Raw genomic sequence first — 21,554 nt, forward strand, 5'->3', positions numbered from 1 at the left:
ATGCTATTCATAATGAGGGTTTTTATGGAGTTTATCAGTTTTATAATCGATTTTATTTTGCATATCGATGTCCATCTCGCAGAGTTAGTTGCTGAATATGGAACTTGGGTATACGGTATCTTATTTCTGATCTTATTTTGTGAAACGGGGTTAGTGGTAACACCATTCTTGCCTGGGGATTCACTACTCTTTGTCGCGGGGGCAATTTCTGCACTCGATAGCAACGATTTAAATGTTCATTTAATGGTCGCATTAATGATTACAGCAGCGATTATTGGTGATGCGGTTAATTACACGATTGGACGAATTTTCGGCGAAAAATTGTTTAAGAACCCTGATTCGAAAATTTTCCGACGTGTTTATTTAGAAAAGACACATGCTTTTTATGAAAAGCATGGTGGTAAAGCCATTATTTTAGCGCGCTTTGTGCCTATTGTTCGAACGTTTGCACCATTTGTTGCGGGAATGGGAAAAATGTCTTATCGTCATTTTGCCTTTTATAATGTGACAGGTGCGTTATTATGGGTATTATCATTCACTTATGCAGGTTATCTGTTTGGTGACTTACCCTTCGTACAACAGAATTTGAAATTATTGATAGTGGCAATTATCTTTATCTCAATTCTTCCGGGGGTGATTGAAGTGATTCGTCATCGCCGTAAAGCGGCAAAAGAAAAACGTGTAACTGCACAAAAAAATGGTAATCCATAACGGATTAAAAAGTTTTTATCCACAGTGAAGTTTCATTGTGGTTTAATGGCACAAAATAACATACTGGCGTTTTACCTGAAGGGATTGAGTAATCTTTACGACAGTCACCCTGACGGAATAGCCAGAAATCAATCAGACGAAAAGGTCCATTAATGAGCTGGATTGAAAAAATATTAAAAAAAGGTAACTTGACCCAATCAAACAAAGTCAACATCCCAGAGGGTGTTTGGACTAAATGTGATAGCTGTGGGCAAGTCCTGTATGGGGCGGAACTCGAGCGTAATCTACAAGTGTGCCCTAAATGCGATCATCACATGCGTATTCATGCACGCCAGCGTCTTGAAACCTTCCTCGATGAAAATTCGACCACAGAATTAGGTAGTGAACTTGAACCAAAAGACGTTCTTAAGTTCCGTGATTCAAAAAAATATAAAGATAGGCTGTCGGCGGCTCAAAAAGAGACCGGTGAAAAAGATGCTATCGTTGTGATGAAAGGAACGTTAAAAGATATGCCAATCGTTGCGGCTGCTTTTGAATTTTCCTTTATGGGTGGATCTATGGCTTCCGTTGTAGGTGCACGTTTTGTTCGTGCCGTTGAACAAGCCCTAGAAGATAATTGCCCATTAGTTTGTTTTTCATCGAGTGGCGGTGCGCGTATGCAAGAAGCACTGTTATCACTGATGCAAATGGCAAAAACCAGCGCAGCTTTAGCCAAAATGCAAGAGCGTGGTTTGCCTTATATTTCAGTGTTAACTGACCCGACTATGGGCGGCGTTTCAGCCAGTTTAGCGATGCTTGGTGATATCAATGTCGCAGAACCTAAAGCGCTGATTGGTTTTGCCGGCCCGCGTGTCATTGAACAGACTGTTCGTGAGAAATTGCCTCAAGGCTTCCAACGTAGTGAATTCTTGTTAGAGAAAGGGGCGATCGACATGATTGTCCGTCGTCCTGAAATGCGTGACACATTAGCAGATGTGCTCGCTATGTTAACCAACAAACCAAGCTTTAACACCTCTGACGTTTCTTTGGTCGTTGAAGAAAAGGATGTGAAAATCGATATCGTTAATGACGATGTTGTCATCGATGCTCCTGAGCAAGTAAAGGACTCTGCTAAGCATAAAAAAGATGATGAATAATCCATTTTCAATACCTAATGCCGAGTCTCCATTGGAGGCTTGGCTTTCTTATCAAGAAAACTTGCACAGTCAAAATATCGATATGGGGCTGGAGCGAGTTGGAAAAATCGCTCGTAAAATGGCATTAACGCAACCAGCACCCCGCGTTATCACCGTCACCGGTACCAACGGAAAAGGAACGACTTGCCATACGCTTGAATCTATCTTGATGGCAGCAGGCCTGAAAGTTGGGGTCTACAGTTCACCACATCTTGTTCGCTATACTGAGAGGGTACGTATTCAAGGTGCAGAGCTGTCGGAGGCTGATTTTTGCCGCGCATTTGCAGATATTGAAGCCGCCCGAGGCGATACCTCAATAACTTACTTCGAATACGGTACGTTAGCTGCTCTGAAACTATTTAAACAGGCTGCTTTAGATGTTGTGATTTTGGAAGTGGGTTTAGGTGGGCGATTAGATGCAACGAATGTTGTGGATGCAGACGTAACCGCAATCACCAGTATTGCTCTTGACCACACGGATTGGCTGGGATCAGACCGAGAACATATTGGTCATGAAAAAGCCGGTATCTTTCGTGGTGGCCGTTATGGCGTGGTTGGCGAACCGGATATGCCTCAATCTATCGGTGAATATGCGGATAAAATAGGAACTCTTCTGTTTCGTCGCGGTAAAGACTGGTCCTTCGAACAGCAAAATAACAGCTGGTCATGGCACAGTCATCAATGCCAGTGGTCGAATTTACCTGTGCCTAATGTACCGCTAGCGAATGCAGCAACGGCATTAGGGGTTATCTGCTGCTTGAAAGAGATTGATCGCACACTGGCCGATAAAATGACCGACCAAGCAATACATGAAGGGTTGAAATCAGCACAGCTGCCTGGGCGTTTTCAGATAATTAATGAAAAACCCTTGATGATTTTGGATGTTGCACACAACCCGCATGCGGCAGGTTATCTGGTTACGCGTTTAGCACAGTTACCCACCGTGCCAGGGCGTAGGGTGAGAGCGGTCGTCGGTATGCTTGGCGATAAAGATATTCAAGGCACATTAGCGTGTTTATCTGAGCAAGTGACAGATTGGTATGTGGCACCGCTGACGGAGTTTCGTGGAGCCCCTGCATCACAGTTGAGCCAGTATCTTGAATCTCCACAGGTGTTTGATTCTGTTGATGATGCATGGGCGAAAGCTTGTCTTGATGCGACGGATGAGGATGTCATTATTGTTTGTGGTTCGTTTCATACTGTCGCACATGTGATGATGTTGTTAGAAAAAGCAAAAGGATAGAGTCAGTGGCAAGTAAATTTCAGAATCGTCTTGTCGGTGCCATTGTATTAGTGGCGGCGGGGATCATTGTATTACCGGCGTTACTGGATGGTGATAAGAAATATAATGAAAATGAATTTGCGGCCATTCCTATTATACCGAAACCGGGTGATGAGCAGGATATTGAAGCCATTGCACCACTGACACAAAATGCCGCATCTGGAGAAGCATCGGAAGCGATGTTGTCAGAAGCGCTGTCTGAGCAAAGGCAGGAGCAACAACAAAGTCAATCAGCTTCCACAGCTCAAGACGTGCCGGCTATTCCTGCTGAGCAGCCAATAAAGGTGGAGCCAAAGCCTGAGCCGAAACCAACGCCGAAACCTGAAGTTAAACCAGAACCTAAGCCAAAACCGGAGCCTAAACCTGAAGTTCAGGCACCGCAAGGTAAAGCGTTTGTGGTACAACTGGGTGCGTTGAAAAATTCTGCAAAAGTGGAGGAAATTGTCGCTAAATTAAGATTGTCAGGATATCAGGTTTATACGGTACCTTCTCGACCTGTTAATGGGCAATTGACACGAATCTTTGTTGGACCAGAAGCATCAAGGCAGCGTTTAGAAAGTGCTTTACCTGAATTGAGGTCAATAACCGGTTTACAAGGTGAGATTAGGGCTTTTAAACCATGATGCTTAAATAGGAATATCATAAAAAGCTTGAGCTTTTAATCAATTACAGCGGCGAAGAAGAGTTTTTCTTTTCGCCGTTGGTTTTTTTAAATTGTATGTAAATTGGTTACGCAAACGTTTTCGTTTTCTGTTAGAATGCACTCCAGCCACTGCCGTGGGTGCGAATTTTGGAATAAGATATGGTCTGGTTAGATTACGCAATTATTGCCATCATTGGCTTCTCGGCACTGGTAAGCCTGATCCGTGGGTTTGTTCGAGAGGCGTTATCGCTGGTTACATGGGGCTGTGCATTTTTTGTTGCGAGTACTTTTTATCCTTATTTGGCGGAATATTTTACACGCTTTGAGGATGTACTCGTGAGAAATGGCATCGCTATCGCTGCCTTGTTTATTGCGACATTAATTGTCGGGGCAGTAGTTAACTATGTAATTAGTTCTCTAGTTCAAAAAACTGGCTTATCGGGTACAGATCGTGTTCTGGGGATCTGCTTCGGGGCGTTGCGTGGGGTATTGATTGTATCGGCATTACTCTTTTTTCTCGATACTTTTACACCTTTACCTCAAAGTGAGGATTGGCAACGTTCAGAACTTATTCCGCAGTTCAGTCATATAATCAGGTGGTTTTTTGACTACCTGCAAAATGCGTCAAGTTTCCTACCGGAGAATATTTCTCCGTCTGGCTGATGAGGAAAGACTAAATGTGCGGTATTGTCGGTATCGCCGGTGTAACACCGGTCAACCAATCAATTTATGATGCTTTAACGGTGTTACAGCACCGTGGGCAAGATGCAGCAGGGATTGCTACCATTGATGGCAAAAATAATATTCGTTTACGTAAAGCGAATGGCCTCGTAAAAGATGTTTTTGAAACGCGGCATATGCTTCGACTACAAGGTTGTATGGGTATTGGTCATGTACGTTATCCAACCGCAGGAAGCTCGAGCGCATCGGAAGCACAGCCCTTCTATGTGAACTCGCCTTTTGGTATCACCCTTGCTCATAATGGTAATCTGACAAATGCGCATGAACTTACGCGCCGTTTATTTGAAACCGCTCGTCGCCATGTTAACACCACCTCAGATTCTGAGATCCTATTGAATATCTTGGCTTATGAATTGGATCGCTTCGATCATTTTCCATTGGAGCCAGATAATGTTTTCACTGCGGTTGCAGAGATGCATAAAAGATTACGTGGGGCATACGCTTGTGTTGCACTGATTATTGGCCATGGGATGTTAGCGTTTCGTGACCCTTATGGTATCCGCCCATTGGTCTTAGGACGTCGCGTATTAGAAAATGGCGCGCAAGAGTACATGGTTGCTTCAGAAAGTGTTGCTCTTGATACGTTAGGCTTTGAATTCTTACGTGATGTAGCACCTGGTGAAGCGGTTTATGTGACAGAACAAGGGCAATTGTATACGCGCCAATGTGCAGAAAACCCTCAATTAACCCCCTGCTTATTTGAGTATGTCTACTTTGCTCGCCCAGATTCATTTATCGATAAAATATCGGTTTATAATGCTAGGTTACGCATGGGGCAAAAGCTTGGCGCGAAAATTGCGCGTGAGTGGGAAGATTTGCAAATTGATGTCGTCATCCCAATTCCTGAAACATCTTGTGATATTGCCTTAGAAATCGCTCATATCCTAGATAAGCCATACCGCCAAGGTTTTGTGAAAAACCGTTATGTTGGTCGTACTTTTATCATGCCAGGTCAGCAAGAGCGCCGTAAATCAGTTCGTCGTAAACTGAATGCAAATCGTGCTGAATTTCGTGATAAAAACGTATTATTAGTTGATGACTCAATCGTCCGTGGTACGACTTCCGAGCAAATTGTTGAACTCGCACGTGAGGCGGGTGCAAAAAATGTTTATTTTGCCTCTGCCGCGCCAGAAGTTCGTTTCCCAAATGTGTATGGTATTGATATGCCAAATGCAAATGAGTTAATTGCTCATGGTCGTGAAGTTGATGAGATCCGTAAATTAATTGGTGCTGATGGGTTAATTTTCCAAGATCTTAGCGACCTTATTGCTGCTGTTCGTGAAGAAAATCCGGAAATCAATGAATTTGAATGTTCAGTGTTTGATGGTATTTATGTCACAAAAGATATCGATCAAAGCTACTTAGATTATCTTGAGAATCTACGTAAAGATGACGAGTTAAAAATTAAAGATCAAAACGAAATTGAAAATTTAGAAATTTACAACGAAGGTTAATTATTTCTAGGTTAATAAGAAACCAGCCGATTGTATTATGGCTGGTTTTTTTTATGAGAAAAATCATAGTGTCAACATTTGGTCAGTGGTATTACCCGTGTTTAAATAACTCAGTAAACAACATGAATAAACAAAGGCAGTGCTATGTTCTCATTCATAAATGCCAGCGAGAAACCTGCTGAACACCATTTAGCTTGTGCCTTCTGTTTCAACGGGTCGGTAATGAGCCTCCAAGGGTGAATTGATACACGGCTTGCCTAAGGGGAACGGCCTGACGCGAAAGCGATGCTCAAAGGTCAAGAGGCTAGCTGTATGTAGAGGCACAGTGCAAGAAAAACATAAATACCCCCCGTATTGCCTGCTACAGGAGCGAGAATCATTCCCTCTAATAAAGTCGAGGAGGGAATATAATGGCAATGAGTAATAGATCTACTTAAACCAATGATTAAGCCCCTTAAATCAGCTCAAGAGTATGACGATAATGGGGAGCCATCCTTGATAAATAGCGGACTCAACAGATGCACCACTGGGCTGTAATGCTATAAACATTAATAACCGATCAGTCAAAGTCAGAATATTAAATCAAAAGAAAACACATTGGCTTCCGAAGGATGGAGTGCTGAATATGGTTGTTCGCGTGAAAAATAATGTGTTGTTGCAACCGATAAGTTAATCACGATTAAGATTTCCAGTTATATCCGATGGAGGCTTTGGCGAGATGGGGTATTTTAATCGAATTACTTATGTGTTTAAGGAACTCTTCATGACGGATTTAACCGCCTTACCAGATGTATTAAAACCTTTTTTAGCTAACATTACCGCGACAAAAAAGCCGACATTGGATATGTCTTTAACGTCAGTCGAGAATCCCATTTTATGGGAAAGTCGTATCGGCGGAGTACCTTATTTGCCTGTAGGCACAGATTTTCCCGTTGATAGTCATGGCGTTCCTCTAAAGCTGTTAGCGCAAATCAACTTTGCACAAATACCTCCACTTGAACACTACCCAAAAACAGGGCTGTTGCAGTTTTTTATTGGTGGTGATGACTTGTATGGTGCAGACTTTGATGATCTACAAGCTCAAAAAGATTTTCGCGTTATCTATTGGGAAAATATCATTGAAGACGCTTCACAACTGCAACAAGACTTTTCTGCAATTGAATCGGCTTATAACGATGAGTATTACTCACCGATTGAAGGGCAATTTAGTATCGAATTTACGCCATCTACGCAATATATAAGTTCGGAAGATTTTCAGTTTGGCCGCAAAGTGTTAGGTGTTGATAATCTATATGATTATGAAGAGCAGTTTGCTGGTGAAGATTTTTACGATGAATGGTTAGAGCCATATAATGAATACTTTGGCGCTAACGGCCATCGCCTTGGGGGTTACCCATTTTTTACTCAAACCGACCCAAGGGAATATCGTGAAGAAATTCAAGATTATGTCCTATTACTGCAAATAGACAGTGATTATGAGACCGGCATTCTGTGGGGAGATATCGGTGTCGGTAACTTCTTTATCCATCCGGATGATTTAAAAAATAAAGATTTCAGTAAAGTGGTATATAACTGGGATTGTGGTTGATAGATTTAGAGGCTTTTCGTTGCGATAATTGCTACTATTAGCATGGATAAACATGAATCGTACGGGGAGCAGGATGAAGAAGCTAATCATTGGATTGACAGGGGCAAGTGGTGCAATTTATGGCGTTAGGCTATTAGAGGTGCTAAAACCTGTTAAAAATGTGGAAACACATTTAGTGATGAGTGCTGCTGCCCGCCAAACATTATCACTAGAAACTTGCTATACAGTCAAAGAGGTTCAACAACTGGCTGACCATAATTACGATAGCCGCGATATTGCCGCGGCGATTTCATCGGGCTCTTTTCGTACAGCAGGTATGGTGATTATGCCATGTACCATGAAAACACTTTCAGGTATTGTTCATAGCTATACTGATACGCTAGTGACACGAGCTGCCGATGTCGTATTAAAAGAAGGTAAAAAGTTAGTATTAGGCGTTCGTGAAACGCCGTTACATTTAGGGCATTTACGACTACTGGTTCAAGCTGCTGAAATGGGGGCGGTGATCATGCCTCCAATGCCCGCTTTTTATCATCAACCGCAAACGATTCTTGATATTGTAGACCAAACGGTTAATCGCATTCTTGATCAATTTGATATTGAATTAGAACAAGAGCTCTTTACCCGTTGGCAAGGCGCAAAATAATCACTAAAGCTTATTGAGGTTGATATTTCATCAATAAGCTTCATTATCATGTTGAGCGATGATACTAGGTGATAGGCTTATTTATAGCATCATTAAATTCATATTGTTCAAGTTTATTTATAGTGATTTTTCGATAATTTGGGAATGATTTTGGGGACTTTTTTTAGATATTCGTGATATTCCTTACCTAAGGTTTCTTTTAAATCAATTTCTTCTAGATAAATACCCCAAAAAATATAAATCGTCATGCCGATATTAAATAATAATCGTCCACTCGTCATATCTGGCGTGAACCAAAAGGCGATTAAAAAGCCAGTCATCATAGGATGGCGTGTTAATTTATAAAACCCTCTCATTTGAAATGGGATGTGGGTATATGCTTTATTTTTCCATTGTAACCATGATTGGCGTAAGCCATATAAATCAGTATGACTGACCATAAAGGTTGAAGCAATACAGATTATCCAGCCTAGGCCTCCGATAATATTTAATAGGATTGCGCCCATGCTATGACTAGGTAGCTGCCATAATTTTCCTGGAAGAGGCTGCCAATATATGGCTAACAAAATCAGAACGACACCCGAAACAAACACATAAGTATTACGTTCAATGGCAGGTGAGCAAGGGTAACGTTGTTTGAATTTTAATCTGGCGGGTATGGAGTGCGATAAAGCAAATAATATCATTAAACCAATATTTATTAACCAAGGCATAATACCTGATATACTGTCATTACTCATCATATTATGAATGCCAATATTCGTTAACAATAGAAATAAAAAGCCAATGCCAATTAAAAATAAGAGATAGCTGACAACACTGTAAATTAAAATAAGTAATCTTTTCATATCAATTACCACCCGTGTAGTTAGGTAATAGTTCAATGTTCAAAAATATATATAGACGAATATTAAAAAAATAAAAGGTATATGGCTGATAATCACAAGGATTAATTAATAAGGTGATTGTTTTATTTATTTATTGTTTTTATGCGATTTTAGACTTGTTTAATCCTACGGCGTAAGATAATAAGAAGAAAAGCCAGTGAAAGCTTGGCAAAATAACATGTTGCCATAACATGAGAAAATAGACTAAGCCATAAACTCAGTTATGGCTCTTTCATTTATTGGTTTTTAAATAGGTCTTCTAAAGCAATTTTTAATTCAATATATTCAAACTGAAAACCCGCCTCTTCTAAGCGTTTAGGGATTGCTTGTTGGCCACCTAGAACGAGTGCAGCAGCTTCACCGAGAATTGCTTTAATCGCGAATGCGGGAGTGCGGACAAAAGCAGGACGATTAATGACCTCACCTAAGATTGCCGCAAATTGGTCATTGTGCACAGGGTAGGGGGCGGTCATATTAAATGGTCCTGATAATGTTCTATTATCAAGTAAGAAACAGATAGCGTTTACCATATCATTGATATGAATCCATGGCATAAATTGTTTACCATGGCCAATTGGCCCGCCAGCACCCATCTTGAATATAGGGAGCACTTTCGCAAGCGCGCCACCTTTTAGTGAAAGGACAATGCCGGTACGCAGCAGGCAAACACGGGTGGAATCCGATTGTGCATTTTGTGCCAGTGCTTCCCAATGCTGACATAAATAATGAGTAAACTCATCATGTGGTTGCTCTGATTCATCGACAACGACTTGGCCTTGGTCGCCATAATAACCAACAGCAGATCCTGATAAAAAAGTATGGGGGGGGGTATCGCTTGCAGCGATTAATTCTGTTAAACGCTGTGTGATTTTCCATCGGCTATCGCATAATAGCTTTTTCTGTTCCTCACTCCAGCGTTTTTCCGCAATAGGTTCCCCTGCTAAGTTAATAACAGCATCGAATTCATTCAGATTCGTTTTATCTTGCAATGAAGTCCAACACTCGACAGCCTTGCAAAAATGGCTATAGACTTTTTGCGGAGAACGACTTAATACAGTCACCTCGTCTGAACGCGCGACAAGTCGTTGAACCAAAGGGGTACCTATCAGTCCTGTACCACCAGTAATCAGTATCCGCATAATCGCCTCCTGTGAAAAGTTGGATGAGTTAAATAAGGCTCATTTGAGCTAACTATAGCAGCAACTCAGCGATTTTGCTGAGACTGTGTTTTATTTTCTTAAAATAGGTGGTTGTATAGAGAAATAACCGACGATTAAAACCGCCAAGTTGTGATTGTCATACTCAAATTTGCTTGCTATGGCTTGCAAGCTGATCGCGAAAAGAATACCTTGTAACAGGCTGTTCGCTTGACCGATTTCAGCAATAATTCTATGGCATAAAAACTGTGTTAACAGATTGATAAAAAGGTTTTAAGGATGGATGAACAAACCGAGGTGGTTGAGTGGGTTGATATTGTTGATGAAAACAATGAAGTGATCGCCCAAGCTACACGTAGGCAGATGCGAGCAGAAAACTTGCGTCACCGTGCTACTTATATTGTTGTCCACGATGGAATGGGCAGAATTTTGGTACAACGACGTACGAGTATAAAAGATTTCTATCCAGACTATTTAGATGCCACTGCCGGTGGTGTTGTCACCCAAGGTGAAAATATTCTTGATTCTGCTAAACGTGAAGCGGAAGAAGAACTCGGGATTGCAGGTGTTCCTTTTGCTGAGCATGGCTTATTTTATTATGAAGGGGAAAACTGCCGTATATGGGGTGGTTTATTTAGCTGTGTTAGCCATGGGCCATTTGCACTGCAAGAGTCGGAAGTGGCAGAAGTCAGTTGGTTAACACCTGATGAAATTAGTGCTCGTTGCGATGAATTTACGCCTGACTCGTTAAAAGCGTTGTCATTATGGCTAACACGTAATAATGAGTTTGATAAAGCTATTTCATGTTCTGATCAGTCATAGTGACATATAGACTAAATGGAAAGGATAACCTTTTAATCCTTTCCTTGGCTCGCCTTCATACTATTCCGCTTTATAGGTTTACTTATACTATATTATAATAATTAGTTATAACTAATAAGGGTTTTAATTGCTATATTTATGCACCCGCAGGGTTGTACCTTCCCGCAGATAAATTCTTGGTACTCATCTTGAGACATCACCCGAGAGAATAAATAATGACATTTCATAAAGATGTATCTTCTTTAAAACAACAACACCTAGAGAATGTAACGAATAATACCCGCAAAATTATGGAACGAGAGGGGATTGAAGCGCTCGTTGCGACAGTAAGCGATAACTTTTATCACCTAACAGGTTTTGCAAGCTTCTTTATGTATACCTTTAGGCAGACGGGGTCCGCTATCGCCGTTATTTTTCGCGACCCATCGATTAAATCGCTTGTGATCATGAATGAGTTTGAAGCGGCTAATTTACAGCTGGAAATGCCAAATGCACAAATGCATACATTTCCAATATGGGTCGATGTCGATGACCCCTATAATCCCGATAATGGAAAAGTCATTAAACAAAGACCAATAAACAGCCCAATCGAAACTATCTTCACTCTTTTGAAAGATGCATTAGCGGAAGCGGGTGTTTATGGAAAACCTGTAGCGATTGAACTAAACCAAATTACTCACATGGGTAAAGTATGGTTGGATAAAGTGATCCCAGGGTTAAATCTAGTCGATTCAGCTCCACTATTTAATGAATTACGCGTGATTAAGAGCGAATGGGAAATCTCACATTTAAGAAAAAGTGCACAGATTACAGAAGCAGGCATTCAAGCTGCTAGTGAGCTTATTAAAGTGGGGTGTACCTCAGCGGAATTAACGGCCGCTTTTAAAGCCAAAGTGATGGAATTTCCAGAAACTAATTATAGTCGATTTAACTTAATTTCTGTCGGCAGTGATTTCTCTCCTAAGATGTTGCCTGAAAATATACCCGCTAAAGAGGGTGACTTAATTAAGTTTGATTGTGGCGTCGATGTTGCGGGCTATGGTGCGGATATCGCTAGAACATTCGTGGTTGGTCAAGCCAATGAGAAGGTTCAAGAAATTTATCAAACCATACATAAAGGCCATGAGTACATGCTAAGTCGCGTTGCACCGGGTGTCCGGCTTAGTGATGTCTTTAATGAAACGATGGCTCTCATTCGTTGCTCTGGATTGCCACACTATAATCGTGGTCATTTGGGGCACGGTGATGGGGTGTTTGTTGGTTTAGAGGAAGCTCCCTTTGTGAGCGCAGCAACGACGGATGTATTCCAAAGTGGAATGGTGATGAGCCTTGAAACGCCATACTACGGAATAGGTATTGGCGGCATTATGATTGAAGATATGCTACTGATTACCGATGATGGTGTTGAAATGTTTAGCCATTTATCTCGTGATTTAATTTCGCGCGGCTAATCAATAAGGAATCTATTCATGAAATGGTATCACTTTTTGGTTATTTTCCCATTATTAGCGCTGACCGTTGGTATTTATTATGCCAATCGGGTTGAGCCTTTTGTGATGGGACTGCCTTTTTTAATGTTTTGGATAGTCATTTGGGTGGTTATTAGCGCATTAATTATGTTGCTAATTAATGTGTTGGATGCAAAAGACACTAAGGAAAAACAATGAGCTCAGCATTAATTGTTATTACGCTGTTTTTCCTATTGAGTATTTATTTGGCCTTAAGGGCGAAAAAAGGCAAGACTATGGATCACGAGGGGTGGTCTGTAGGTGGGCGTAGTTATGGCGCTTTATTAGTCTTTTTACTCAGCGCTGGAGAGATTTACACCACTTTCACCTTTTTAGGTGGGAGTGGTTGGGCATACGGTAAAGGACCTGCAATATTATATACCTTAGCTGTGAATGCGTTTATGGGAATATTTTTATATTGGGTTCACCCGCGTGTATGGCGTTTTGCGAAACAAAATGATGTTCGAACTATCTCTGATTTCTTTGGGGCTAAATATCAGAGCCAAGGCCTAGCATTATTGATTAGCTTAATTTCCATTGCCGCAATGGTTCCTCTTTTTGTATTACAGCTTAAAGGGCTTGGCATTATTGTTTCTCAAGCCTCTTATGGCGCAATTCCGGCAGATATGGCGATTTGGATTGGGATCATCGCAGTGACATTATTTGTGATGATATCGGGAATTCATGGTTCAGCATGGACATCAGCCTTAAAAGATTTGATGATTTTAATTGTTGTACTATTTATTGGTATTTATATCCCATTACATTACTACGGTAGCTTTGGTGATATGTTTCGTGCAATTGATACAGCAAGCCCCGGTTTTCTGACTTTCTCAGATGAAGGCCTCAATATCCCGTGGTATATTTCAACGATCTTCTTATCTGTGGTGGCTTATTTTTGTTGGCCGCACTATATGGCCGCTGTATTTACCGCTAAAGATGAAAAATCATTAAAACGTAATAGTATTTTAATTCCGGCATACAGTCTGATCATGCTATTCGCTTTTTTTGTCGGTTATGCAGCGATATTACAAATACCGCACCTTGATGGTTCAATGGTTGATTTGTCTTTATTCGAGATCTCTAAATCGACATTCTCACCTATTATTGTTGGCTTTATTGGGGCAGCAGGTATGTTAACTGCCTTAGTGCCAGGTTCAATGTTATTGTTGACGACATCAAATATGTTAGCAGGTGTTGTACAAAAAGCATTGAATGTGAGTGAAGAAAAACGTCAATCAGGTATTTATGCACGGTTTATGGTACCGTTGGTTGCATTAGTTAGCTTGTATTTTATTTTCCACAGTAATGACACCTTAGTGGCTATCATGCTGTTAGGGGTTAATATAGTTGCGCAATTCTTCCCTGCATTATTGATGAGCTTTAGGAAAAATAACCCAATGACGGCGGTAGGCGCTATTGCGGGAATCATCGCGGGTGTTATTTTCCTTGCAGTAACCTATATTGAGCATATTTCATTATCACAACTGTTTCCTTGGTTAGGGAAAGGGTTTGAATTTATGAATATCGGTATTGCTGCCTTTATATTGAACATTATTGTTGCCACTATTGTATCGTTAGCCGTGGGTAAAAAACACAAAGCCGCTTAAAGGTTAGAATCGATAGAGCAAACATGTTTGCTCTATCGCTAATGTTATATTCTCAAACGTATTGGAAACGGTTTTTTATTTAAATCGCGATGACAAGATTACGCTTAGCACTCACTGGTTAAGCTGTTTCTTATTTTTTAACATAGCGTTCTTCACGGGGCATTTGCCATTAATTGGCTATCAAGCTTTTTTCTACTCTAGGCGCTTGAATATCATCGAATGTTTTATCTGCCACTAATGAGCTGGATAAACTGACGGCATTCTCCCCATCTAATGTCATAAATGAATAAGATTTATTATGAAAAAACTTATCTAAAAACTTAAAAAAGTGCTGTTTATTCGTGGTTTTGAAGAGACCTTCATTAGGTTCAAAAAATTCAAAGAGGGGATTGCCATTGTTGTATTTAACGACTATTCCCATAGAGTGGGTATTACTACTCATATTTCCAATAATATTTTTTTTATTTTCCAGGCAGTGGTCAATGTGTTTTTTTAAACTTTTTGAGGTGAATTTTATATTATCATCAATAAGTTCAATTGAATCGTAATTTATGCTATTAAGGTTTTCAGCTTGCATGAATCTATTTTTTGTAAGGTCTAGGTAATAATTCTTTATTAAAGAAAAAAACATAAAAAACAAACCGGTATCTATCTCATTTCTCTCATTGAAACAAAAGTCTTGGACATTCTTAACTAACTGATAATATTTATTATTATCTACTTTATCATTAGTAGGGTTAAGAGTATCTTGATAAAGTTTATTAGTGAACTCATATAGTTCAAAATATGCCTCTGCTTCATCTTCCTTAACTGACGATATATTGATCTTAAATAATCTATTGATGTACTCATGAACACTCTCATGTGAGTGTTTTCTTGACCTGTTGAATTCAGAGATAATATTATTGATAAAATAAGCTATTTGGTAGTGCTTCTGAATATTGTAAGCTTTATTGAAATTTTGGTTTAATACCGCTTTGCTATGTTTTTTTAACGATTTGTAATAGGACGGCCTTAAGTAATTAAGTGGGTTTTTCTGCGTGATATTTTTATAGGCTTTATAGGTTTCTGTGATGTACGTTTCTTCTTGTCCTGCATGAGCATAATATAAAAATGCATTCGTTAATCCGTAACATATGCCTTTTTTGAAGCTATTCACGTTATTAACTCCCACTATTTTTCTAGTGAAAATATTTTTATGCGTATCTTTGTAATAATCGATAATATTAGCTTGATCAAATTTTATTGGGTATGCGGTAGCACCTAACATATCAATCTCCATGTTATTAATGTCTTAAGTGCCTTTATTATTGTTATTTATAGTAATTAGTCTTGCAATTTTCAGCAGTTATAAGAAGGGCGCTTAAACAGAATGCAGATTTTGGCCAATAAAAAAGTCAGCCAATGTTATTTGGCTGACTTGCGTATTAAAATAAAAAGACTATTTGATATTAAGCGTTTTCATTTTGTACGGCTTGGATAGCAGTCAGTGCAACGGTATAAACAATATCATCCACCAGTGCACCGCGAGACAGATCGTTAACTGGTTTACGCATACCTTGCAGCATTGGACCAATAGAAACAAGGTCAGCTGAACGCTGAACAGCTTTATAGGTGGTATTACCGGTGTTCAGATCTGGGAAGATGAACACCGTTGCTTTACCTGCAACAGGCGAATTTGGTGCTTTTGATTTAGCCACATCAGCCATTACAGCGGCGTCATATTGTAATGGACCGTCGATCATTAAATCAGGACGTTTTTCTTGTGCTAAACGTGTTGCTTCACGCACTTTCTCAACATCACTACCCGCACCTGAATTACCGGTTGAGTAAGAGATCATCGCAACGCGTGGTTCGATACCAAATGCTTTGGCTGAATCCGCTGACTGGATAGCAATCTCAGACAGCTGTTCTGCGGTTGGGTCTGGGTTAATCGCACAGTCACCATAAACAAAGACTTGCTCAGGTAACAGCATAAAGAATACCGATGAGACTAATGAGCTACCAGGTGCTGTTTTGATCAGCTGTAGCGGTGGACGGATAGTATTCGCTGTGGTGTGGACTGCACCAGAAACAAGGCCATCAACTTCGCCTTTTTCTAGCATCAGTGTGCCCAATACAACGTTATCTTCTAGTTGCTCACGAGCAACAACTTCAGTCATCCCTTTGTTCTTACGTAGTTCAACCAAACGAGCAACGTAATTTTCACGGACTTTAACAGGATCAACAATCTCAATACCTGTACCTAATTCAATACCTTGAGCAGCTGCTACACGGCGAATATCTTCTGGGTTACCTAGCAGAACACAAGTTGCGATACCGCGTTCAGCGCAGATAGAAGCCGCTTTAACAGTACGTGGTTCATCACCTTCAGGTAGAACGATACGTTTACCTGCTTTACGTGCAAGCTCAGTTAATTGATAGCGGAATGCAGGCGGAGACAGGCGGTTAGGGCGCTCAGAATCAGCGACCAGAGACTCAATCCATTCGCTGCTAATGTGGCGAGCGACGTAGTTTTGAATTTTTTCGATACGCTCATGGTCATCGGCAGGGACTTCTAAGCTGAAGCTTTGTAGGTTCAGTGACGTCTGCCAAGTGTTGCTTTTGACCATGAATACCGGTAAGCCAGTTTCAAATGCTTGCTCACAAAGTTGACGAATAGGTTCGTCGATTTGATAACCACCAGTTAATAGGATCGCACCAATTTCTACGCCATTCATCGCAGCCAAAGACGCTGATACGAGAACATCTGGGCGATCTGCTGAGGTAACGAGCAGTGAGCCTGGGCGGAAATGCTCAAGCATATGAGGAATACTACGGGCACAGAAAGTGACTGATTTCACTCGACGAGTTGTAATTTCACCTTCGTTAACAACTTCAGCATTCAAATGTTTTGCCATATCGATGGCACGAGTCGCAATCAGGTCAAAGTTCCAAGGAATAGAAGCCAAAACCGGTAGGGTTAAGCACTCTAAATCTTTAGGCGTGATATTCGCGACAGTTGCTTTCGTTGAATCATCAAAGATTTCAGAAAGGTCAGGGCGAGTACGGCCTTGTTCATCGACAGGGGCATTTACTTTATTGACAATCACACCAATAATGTTTTTATTGCGTTGACCACCAAATTCGTTACGTACTAACTCAAGACGCTCTTTCATCTGAGTAATATTGCTATTACCTGGCGCTGTGACAAATACAATTTCAGCTCCCAGTGTTTTCGCAATTTCATAGTTTAGTGATTGTGCAAAAGAGTGTTTGCGGGTCGGCACTAAACCTTCAATTAAGACCACTTCAGCATTTTTAGTTTGCTCATGATAACGCGCAACAATCTCTTCCATCAGAATGTCTTTTTTTGAAGAGGTCAATAATGACTCAACATATTCCATTTTTAATGGTTCGACGATGGTAGTAAGACTGGAATGAGAGCGTAAAACTTCAGTGGTTTGATCTTTGTTACCAGAAATGCGTGGCTGAGCGATAGGTTTAAACACGCTCAACTGGACACCTTTTTGTTCCATTGAACGAACGACACCTAAGCTGACGCTAGTCAAACCAACGCTAGTGCCGGTAGGAATTAACATAATTGTACGAGACACGGGAACCTCTTTATCGGTTACTCTAATAAACAACAGTATTATAAAGTAGTACCGCCAGCGGGTTAGGCTGGCGGTATGGGATCTTAAGCTGTTAAACGAGCAGAATCTTGGGCAATTACGAGCTCTTCGTTGGTTGGAATAACCAGAGCTGGTCGGCTGTTATCAGTGGTGATTAAGCCTTCTTTACCGAAGCGTGCTGCTAAGTTACGTTCATGATCATACTCGAATCCAAGTAGCGCTAATTTTTTCAGTGTTAATTCACGTACTTGTGCTGAGTTTTCACCGATGCCACCAGTAAAGATAATTGCATCAAGGCGACCTTCCATCAGTGCACTATAAGCACCGACATATTTCGCTAGGCGGTGACAGAAAACATCCATTGCACGTTTTGCGTCTGCTTTAGTTTCGTAGTTATCTTCAACATAACGGCAATCGCTGGTGACCCCCGTTAAGCCCAAAAGGCCAGACTCTTTAGTCAGCATTTTGTTAATTTGATCGACACTCATGCCTAATGAGTCATGCAGATGGAAAATGATAGCAGGATCGATATCACCGCTACGCGTTCCCATAACTAAGCCTTCTAATGGTGTTAGCCCCATAGAAGTATCAACACATTGACCATTAACAATCGCAGTGACTGAACCGCCATTACCTAAATGGCAAGTGATAACGTTAAGTTCTTCAACAGGTTTGTTGAGTTTTTTAGCTGCTTCACGTGACACATAGTAGTGACTCGTGCCGTGAGCGCCATAACGACGGATGCTATGCTCTTCATATAATTCATAGGGTAGTGCATAGAGGTAAGCTTCTTCAGGCATTGTTTGGTGGAACGCCGTATCGAAAACCGCGACGTTTTTATTCACTAATTCAGGGAATGCCTTTTTCGCTTCCTCGATACCAATCAAGTGAGCTGGGTTATGCAAAGGTGCAAATGGAATGGCTGCTTTAATACCTTCAACAACTTCATCAGTAATTAACACAGAAGAAGTGAATTTTTCGCCGCCGTGAACAATACGATGGCCAATAGATGAAATTTGAGCAGACAATTCAGGTTTTGCTGCAAGAATCGTGTTAACAATGAAATTTAGCGCTTCACTGTGTGCAGCACCTGCACCTAATTCCGCTTCATGCTTAGCGCCATCCATTTTCCATTTAATACGGGCTTCCGGCAAATTAAAGCACTCAGCTAATCCAGATAAATATTCATCGCCATTAGTTGGATCGATGATGGCGAATTTCAGTGAGGAGCTACCGCAGTTTAGAACCAGTACCAGCTTACTTGACATGGAAATACCTATCGTTAATTGTTGTTGTGAAGCCTTTAATTAGCAGACTGCATAAAAAGACTTTGTAAAAAATTATGAGCAGCTAGTAGAGCCTAGCGCATTTAACACCTGATATTTCATGATTGATATCATGATAATGATGAATACATAAAGATATCGATGTCTAATTAAGGGGTTAAAAGGCGATGTTGTTATGGTGCTAAGTTTTCTTGAGTTAACTTAACGCCAGGTGTTGAAATAATACGCAAAAACCCCAATCTATATCAAAGCTGTCGATGAATAAAAGCCAAATATTAGCTACAAAAATTCTCCAGCAATGCTAAACGCGGCAATTCTACTAAAAATATTTTATATTTTGTACGTTTTTTTTAGAAATAACCGCTTTGATTGATTAAAATCATAAGCATCGTGAAAAATACGCATTTTATGCAAATTTACCTATCAATCAGAATAGCTGATTTCGCCGAAAATGGTCATGTTTATGCTTAAATAATTCAAAATTATCTCTTAGTGTGTATACATAGGCATTATTGATAAAATAGCGTAAGGTAGGTAACAAGACTTGTTATTTCGTGATATAGATTTGTTAGTTGCAGGAAGGTCATTATGAGTACATTGCAAAACTCACCGCCAGGTTTTTTTAAACGCTTTAGGTTGGGGAACCTGTACCTAAAAACATTTCCTATGGAGAAAAAATTATCTCCCGTTTTTCCTGAACTGCGTATGATCAAAGCGACACGTTTTGGCATCCGCTTTATGCCGCCAATTGCGATATTTACCTTAACTTGGCAAATAGCCTTAGGGGGGGAACTCGGGCCAGCAGTGGCGACAGCCTTATTTGCTTGTAGTTTACCTATGCAAGGATTGTGGTGGTTAGGTAAGAGAGCATCAACGCCGCTTCCTGCCAGTTTATTGAACTGGTTTCATGAAATTCGTGAGAAATTTACTCAAGCAGGTATCGCAATAGCCCCTATCGAACAGCAGCCTGATTACTTGGCGTTAGCGCAATTATTAAAGCGAGCATTTAAGCAATTAGACAAGTCATTCATGGATGACGTTTAAGTGAAAAGCTCGATTTAACAACAAGTAATGAAAAAAGGTTGTCTAGATCAATAAAAGTGATGTTTTCACTGTCCATCATGAATATTGAATGCGAAGATAAGTTAAACATTTTCCGAGGAGAATCATGATGGAAATGACCAATGCACAACGCTTAATTCTATCCAATCAATATAAAATGATGACTATGCTTGATCCTGAAAACGCGGATCGTTATCGCCGTTTACAAACGATTATTGAGCGTGGCTTTGGCTTACAAATGCGTGAGCTTGATAGAGACTTTGGTGAGTTAAGTGAAAGTACTTGCCGCACGGTAATTGATATTATGGAGATGTATCACGCATTGCAGGTGTCATATGGTAATATGAGCGACGCCCAAGGCGTTGACCCTCGTCGTGTACAATTCTTAGGCTTTGATGCTGCGACAGAAGCGCGTTATTTGAGTTATGTTCGTTTTATGGTGAACACTGAAGGTCGTTACACGCATTTCGATAGTGGAACTCATGGTTTCAACTCGCAAACGCCTATGTGGGATAAATATGTGCGAATGTTGGGAATCTGGCGTGCATGCCCTCGTCAATACCACTTATCGGCAGTCGAAATTAGTCAAATTATCAATGCATAATGTGTTGTTTAAGGGGTAAAAGTGGAGTTAAAAGCAAAAGGTTTTTTATTTGATCTCGATGGTACCTTAGTCGATTCATTAGCCGTTGTAGAGCGTTGCTGGTGTTTATTTGGTGAAGAGATAGGCGTAAGTCGTGATGAAATTATTCATTTTATCCATGGAAAGCCTGCTTTAACGAGTTTACGACACTTTATGCCTGAAGCCAGCGAAGATGAAATTAAAGCGCGTTTTCGCTGGTTAGAAGAGATGGAAGCCTCGGATACTGAAGGTGTTATAGCCCTATCTGGTGCTGTGGCATTACTTCAGCGATTAGATGAGTTAGCGGTACCTTGGGCCATTGTGACATCGGGAACCGTACCGATTGCCCATGGTCGTCAACAGGCCGCAGGATTACCAGAACCTAAACACTGGGTTACGTTTGAAAAAGTGTCTAAAGGTAAACCAGACCCTGAACCTTTTTTATTAGGGGCGAAAGCCTTAAATTTAGATCCAAAAGACTGTATTGCGTTTGAAGATGCTCAAGCTGGGATTTATTCGGCTCTTGATGCCGGTTGTCAAGTGGTGGCGGTCCATGCACCAGAGAGTATGCCAAGAAGAGAACAAATTCATGCGATAATCAGTTCATTAACGCAAGTTTCGGTAACTCACTCAGACAAAAATGGTGTTTTTACACTATTAGTGTCAAAAAATGTTTAACAGCGAATTAATCAAGGAATTTCCCCGTAAAACATGATTAACTAAGGAAAATGACTAACACTATTTTT

20 protein-coding genes are annotated in these 21,554 nt (G+C 40.6%); 15 read left to right on the forward strand and 5 right to left on the reverse strand.

What is annotated here, in order from left to right:
* The first annotated feature begins 24 nt into the window (after positions 1 to 24).
* The 8 genes from M1F03_RS08145 to M1F03_RS08180 all read left to right on the forward strand — a co-directional run bounded on the left by M1F03_RS08145 (position 25) and on the right by M1F03_RS08180 (position 8,240).
* A complete protein-coding gene (locus tag M1F03_RS08145) occupies positions 25 to 711 on the forward strand; it encodes a DedA family protein (RefSeq protein WP_154624024.1) in 687 nt (228 codons plus the stop codon).
* Between the two features lie 152 nt (positions 712 to 863).
* Entirely contained in the window at positions 864 to 1,847 is a 984-nt protein-coding gene (gene accD / locus M1F03_RS08150) for an acetyl-CoA carboxylase, carboxyltransferase subunit beta (protein WP_154624025.1), read from the forward strand.
* A complete protein-coding gene (gene folC / locus M1F03_RS08155) occupies positions 1,840 to 3,129 on the forward strand; it encodes a bifunctional tetrahydrofolate synthase/dihydrofolate synthase (RefSeq protein ID WP_272690101.1) in 1,290 nt (429 codons plus the stop codon). Before accD ends, folC begins: the two co-directional genes overlap by 8 nt.
* Positions 3,130 to 3,134: 5 nt before the next feature.
* On the forward strand, positions 3,135 to 3,791 hold the full coding sequence (dedD, locus tag M1F03_RS08160) for a cell division protein DedD (RefSeq protein WP_163861114.1): 657 nt from the start codon (positions 3,135 to 3,137) through the stop codon (positions 3,789 to 3,791).
* A 179-nt stretch (positions 3,792 to 3,970) separates the two neighbouring features.
* Complete coding sequence (gene cvpA / locus M1F03_RS08165; protein WP_154624027.1) at positions 3,971 to 4,474, forward strand: colicin V production protein; 504 nt, start codon at positions 3,971 to 3,973, stop codon at positions 4,472 to 4,474.
* A gap of 14 nt (positions 4,475 to 4,488) precedes the next feature.
* Positions 4,489 to 6,006, forward strand: a complete 1,518-nt coding sequence (gene purF, locus M1F03_RS08170) for an amidophosphoribosyltransferase (protein WP_154635736.1) — start codon at positions 4,489 to 4,491, stop codon at positions 6,004 to 6,006.
* 763 nt (positions 6,007 to 6,769) lie between these two features.
* A complete protein-coding gene (locus M1F03_RS08175; protein ID WP_154623565.1) occupies positions 6,770 to 7,594 on the forward strand; it encodes a YwqG family protein in 825 nt (274 codons plus the stop codon).
* Positions 7,595 to 7,667: 73 nt separating this feature from the next.
* A complete protein-coding gene (locus M1F03_RS08180) occupies positions 7,668 to 8,240 on the forward strand; it encodes a UbiX family flavin prenyltransferase (protein ID WP_251464000.1) in 573 nt (190 codons plus the stop codon).
* Between the two features lie 113 nt (positions 8,241 to 8,353).
* Here the strand turns inward: M1F03_RS08180 and M1F03_RS08185 are convergent, their stop codons facing one another.
* On the reverse strand, positions 8,354 to 9,088 hold the full coding sequence (locus M1F03_RS08185) for a methyltransferase family protein (protein ID WP_163861118.1): 735 nt from the start codon (positions 9,086 to 9,088) through the stop codon (positions 8,354 to 8,356).
* Between the two features lie 275 nt (positions 9,089 to 9,363).
* On the reverse strand, positions 9,364 to 10,266 hold the full coding sequence (locus M1F03_RS08190; RefSeq protein ID WP_154621982.1) for a TIGR01777 family oxidoreductase: 903 nt from the start codon (positions 10,264 to 10,266) through the stop codon (positions 9,364 to 9,366).
* Positions 10,267 to 10,563: 297 nt separating this feature from the next.
* Here M1F03_RS08190 and yfcD point away from each other — a divergent pair, with 297 nt between their 5' ends.
* The 4 genes from yfcD (at position 10,564) to M1F03_RS08210 (ending at position 14,224) form a co-directional block, all read left to right on the forward strand.
* Positions 10,564 to 11,106, forward strand: coding sequence for an NUDIX hydrolase YfcD (gene yfcD / locus M1F03_RS08195; RefSeq protein ID WP_163861122.1), 543 nt, complete (start codon positions 10,564 to 10,566; stop codon positions 11,104 to 11,106).
* 215 nt (positions 11,107 to 11,321) lie between these two features.
* Positions 11,322 to 12,557, forward strand: a complete 1,236-nt coding sequence (locus M1F03_RS08200) for a M24 family metallopeptidase (protein WP_251464002.1) — start codon at positions 11,322 to 11,324, stop codon at positions 12,555 to 12,557.
* Between the two features lie 18 nt (positions 12,558 to 12,575).
* On the forward strand, positions 12,576 to 12,773 hold the full coding sequence (locus M1F03_RS08205) for a DUF3311 domain-containing protein (RefSeq protein WP_154622643.1): 198 nt from the start codon (positions 12,576 to 12,578) through the stop codon (positions 12,771 to 12,773).
* Complete coding sequence (locus M1F03_RS08210) at positions 12,770 to 14,224, forward strand: sodium:solute symporter family protein (protein ID WP_154622642.1); 1,455 nt, start codon at positions 12,770 to 12,772, stop codon at positions 14,222 to 14,224. Before M1F03_RS08205 ends, M1F03_RS08210 begins: the two co-directional genes overlap by 4 nt.
* Positions 14,225 to 14,393: 169 nt before the next feature.
* Here M1F03_RS08210 and M1F03_RS08215 read toward each other — a convergent pair whose 3' ends face one another.
* The 3 genes from M1F03_RS08215 to ackA all read right to left on the reverse strand — a co-directional run bounded on the left by M1F03_RS08215 (position 14,394) and on the right by ackA (position 19,106).
* Positions 14,394 to 15,494, reverse strand: a complete 1,101-nt coding sequence (locus tag M1F03_RS08215) for a hypothetical protein (RefSeq protein WP_251464003.1) — start codon at positions 15,492 to 15,494, stop codon at positions 14,394 to 14,396.
* Positions 15,495 to 15,675: 181 nt separating this feature from the next.
* Complete coding sequence (gene pta, locus M1F03_RS08220) at positions 15,676 to 17,820, reverse strand: phosphate acetyltransferase (RefSeq protein WP_163861126.1); 2,145 nt, start codon at positions 17,818 to 17,820, stop codon at positions 15,676 to 15,678.
* A gap of 83 nt (positions 17,821 to 17,903) precedes the next feature.
* Complete coding sequence (gene ackA / locus M1F03_RS08225) at positions 17,904 to 19,106, reverse strand: acetate kinase (protein WP_163861128.1); 1,203 nt, start codon at positions 19,104 to 19,106, stop codon at positions 17,904 to 17,906.
* Between the two features lie 606 nt (positions 19,107 to 19,712).
* On the opposite strand from ackA, the gene yfbV reads away from it, so the two are divergent.
* The 3 genes from yfbV to M1F03_RS08240 all read left to right on the forward strand — a co-directional run bounded on the left by yfbV (position 19,713) and on the right by M1F03_RS08240 (position 21,486).
* Positions 19,713 to 20,168, forward strand: a complete 456-nt coding sequence (yfbV, locus tag M1F03_RS08230) for a terminus macrodomain insulation protein YfbV (protein ID WP_154622732.1) — start codon at positions 19,713 to 19,715, stop codon at positions 20,166 to 20,168.
* 127 nt (positions 20,169 to 20,295) lie between these two features.
* On the forward strand, positions 20,296 to 20,790 hold the full coding sequence (locus tag M1F03_RS08235) for a YfbU family protein (RefSeq protein WP_154622734.1): 495 nt from the start codon (positions 20,296 to 20,298) through the stop codon (positions 20,788 to 20,790).
* A gap of 21 nt (positions 20,791 to 20,811) precedes the next feature.
* Positions 20,812 to 21,486: a sugar phosphatase gene (locus M1F03_RS08240; RefSeq protein WP_163861130.1), complete on the forward strand. Its 675-nt coding sequence runs from the start codon at positions 20,812 to 20,814 to the stop codon at positions 21,484 to 21,486.
* The last annotated feature ends 68 nt before the right edge of the window (positions 21,487 to 21,554 follow it).

Origin of the sequence: Providencia sp. PROV080, assembly GCF_033688105.1 — a bacterium.
Classification (GTDB): Bacteria; Pseudomonadota; Gammaproteobacteria; order Enterobacterales; family Enterobacteriaceae; genus Providencia; species Providencia zhejiangensis.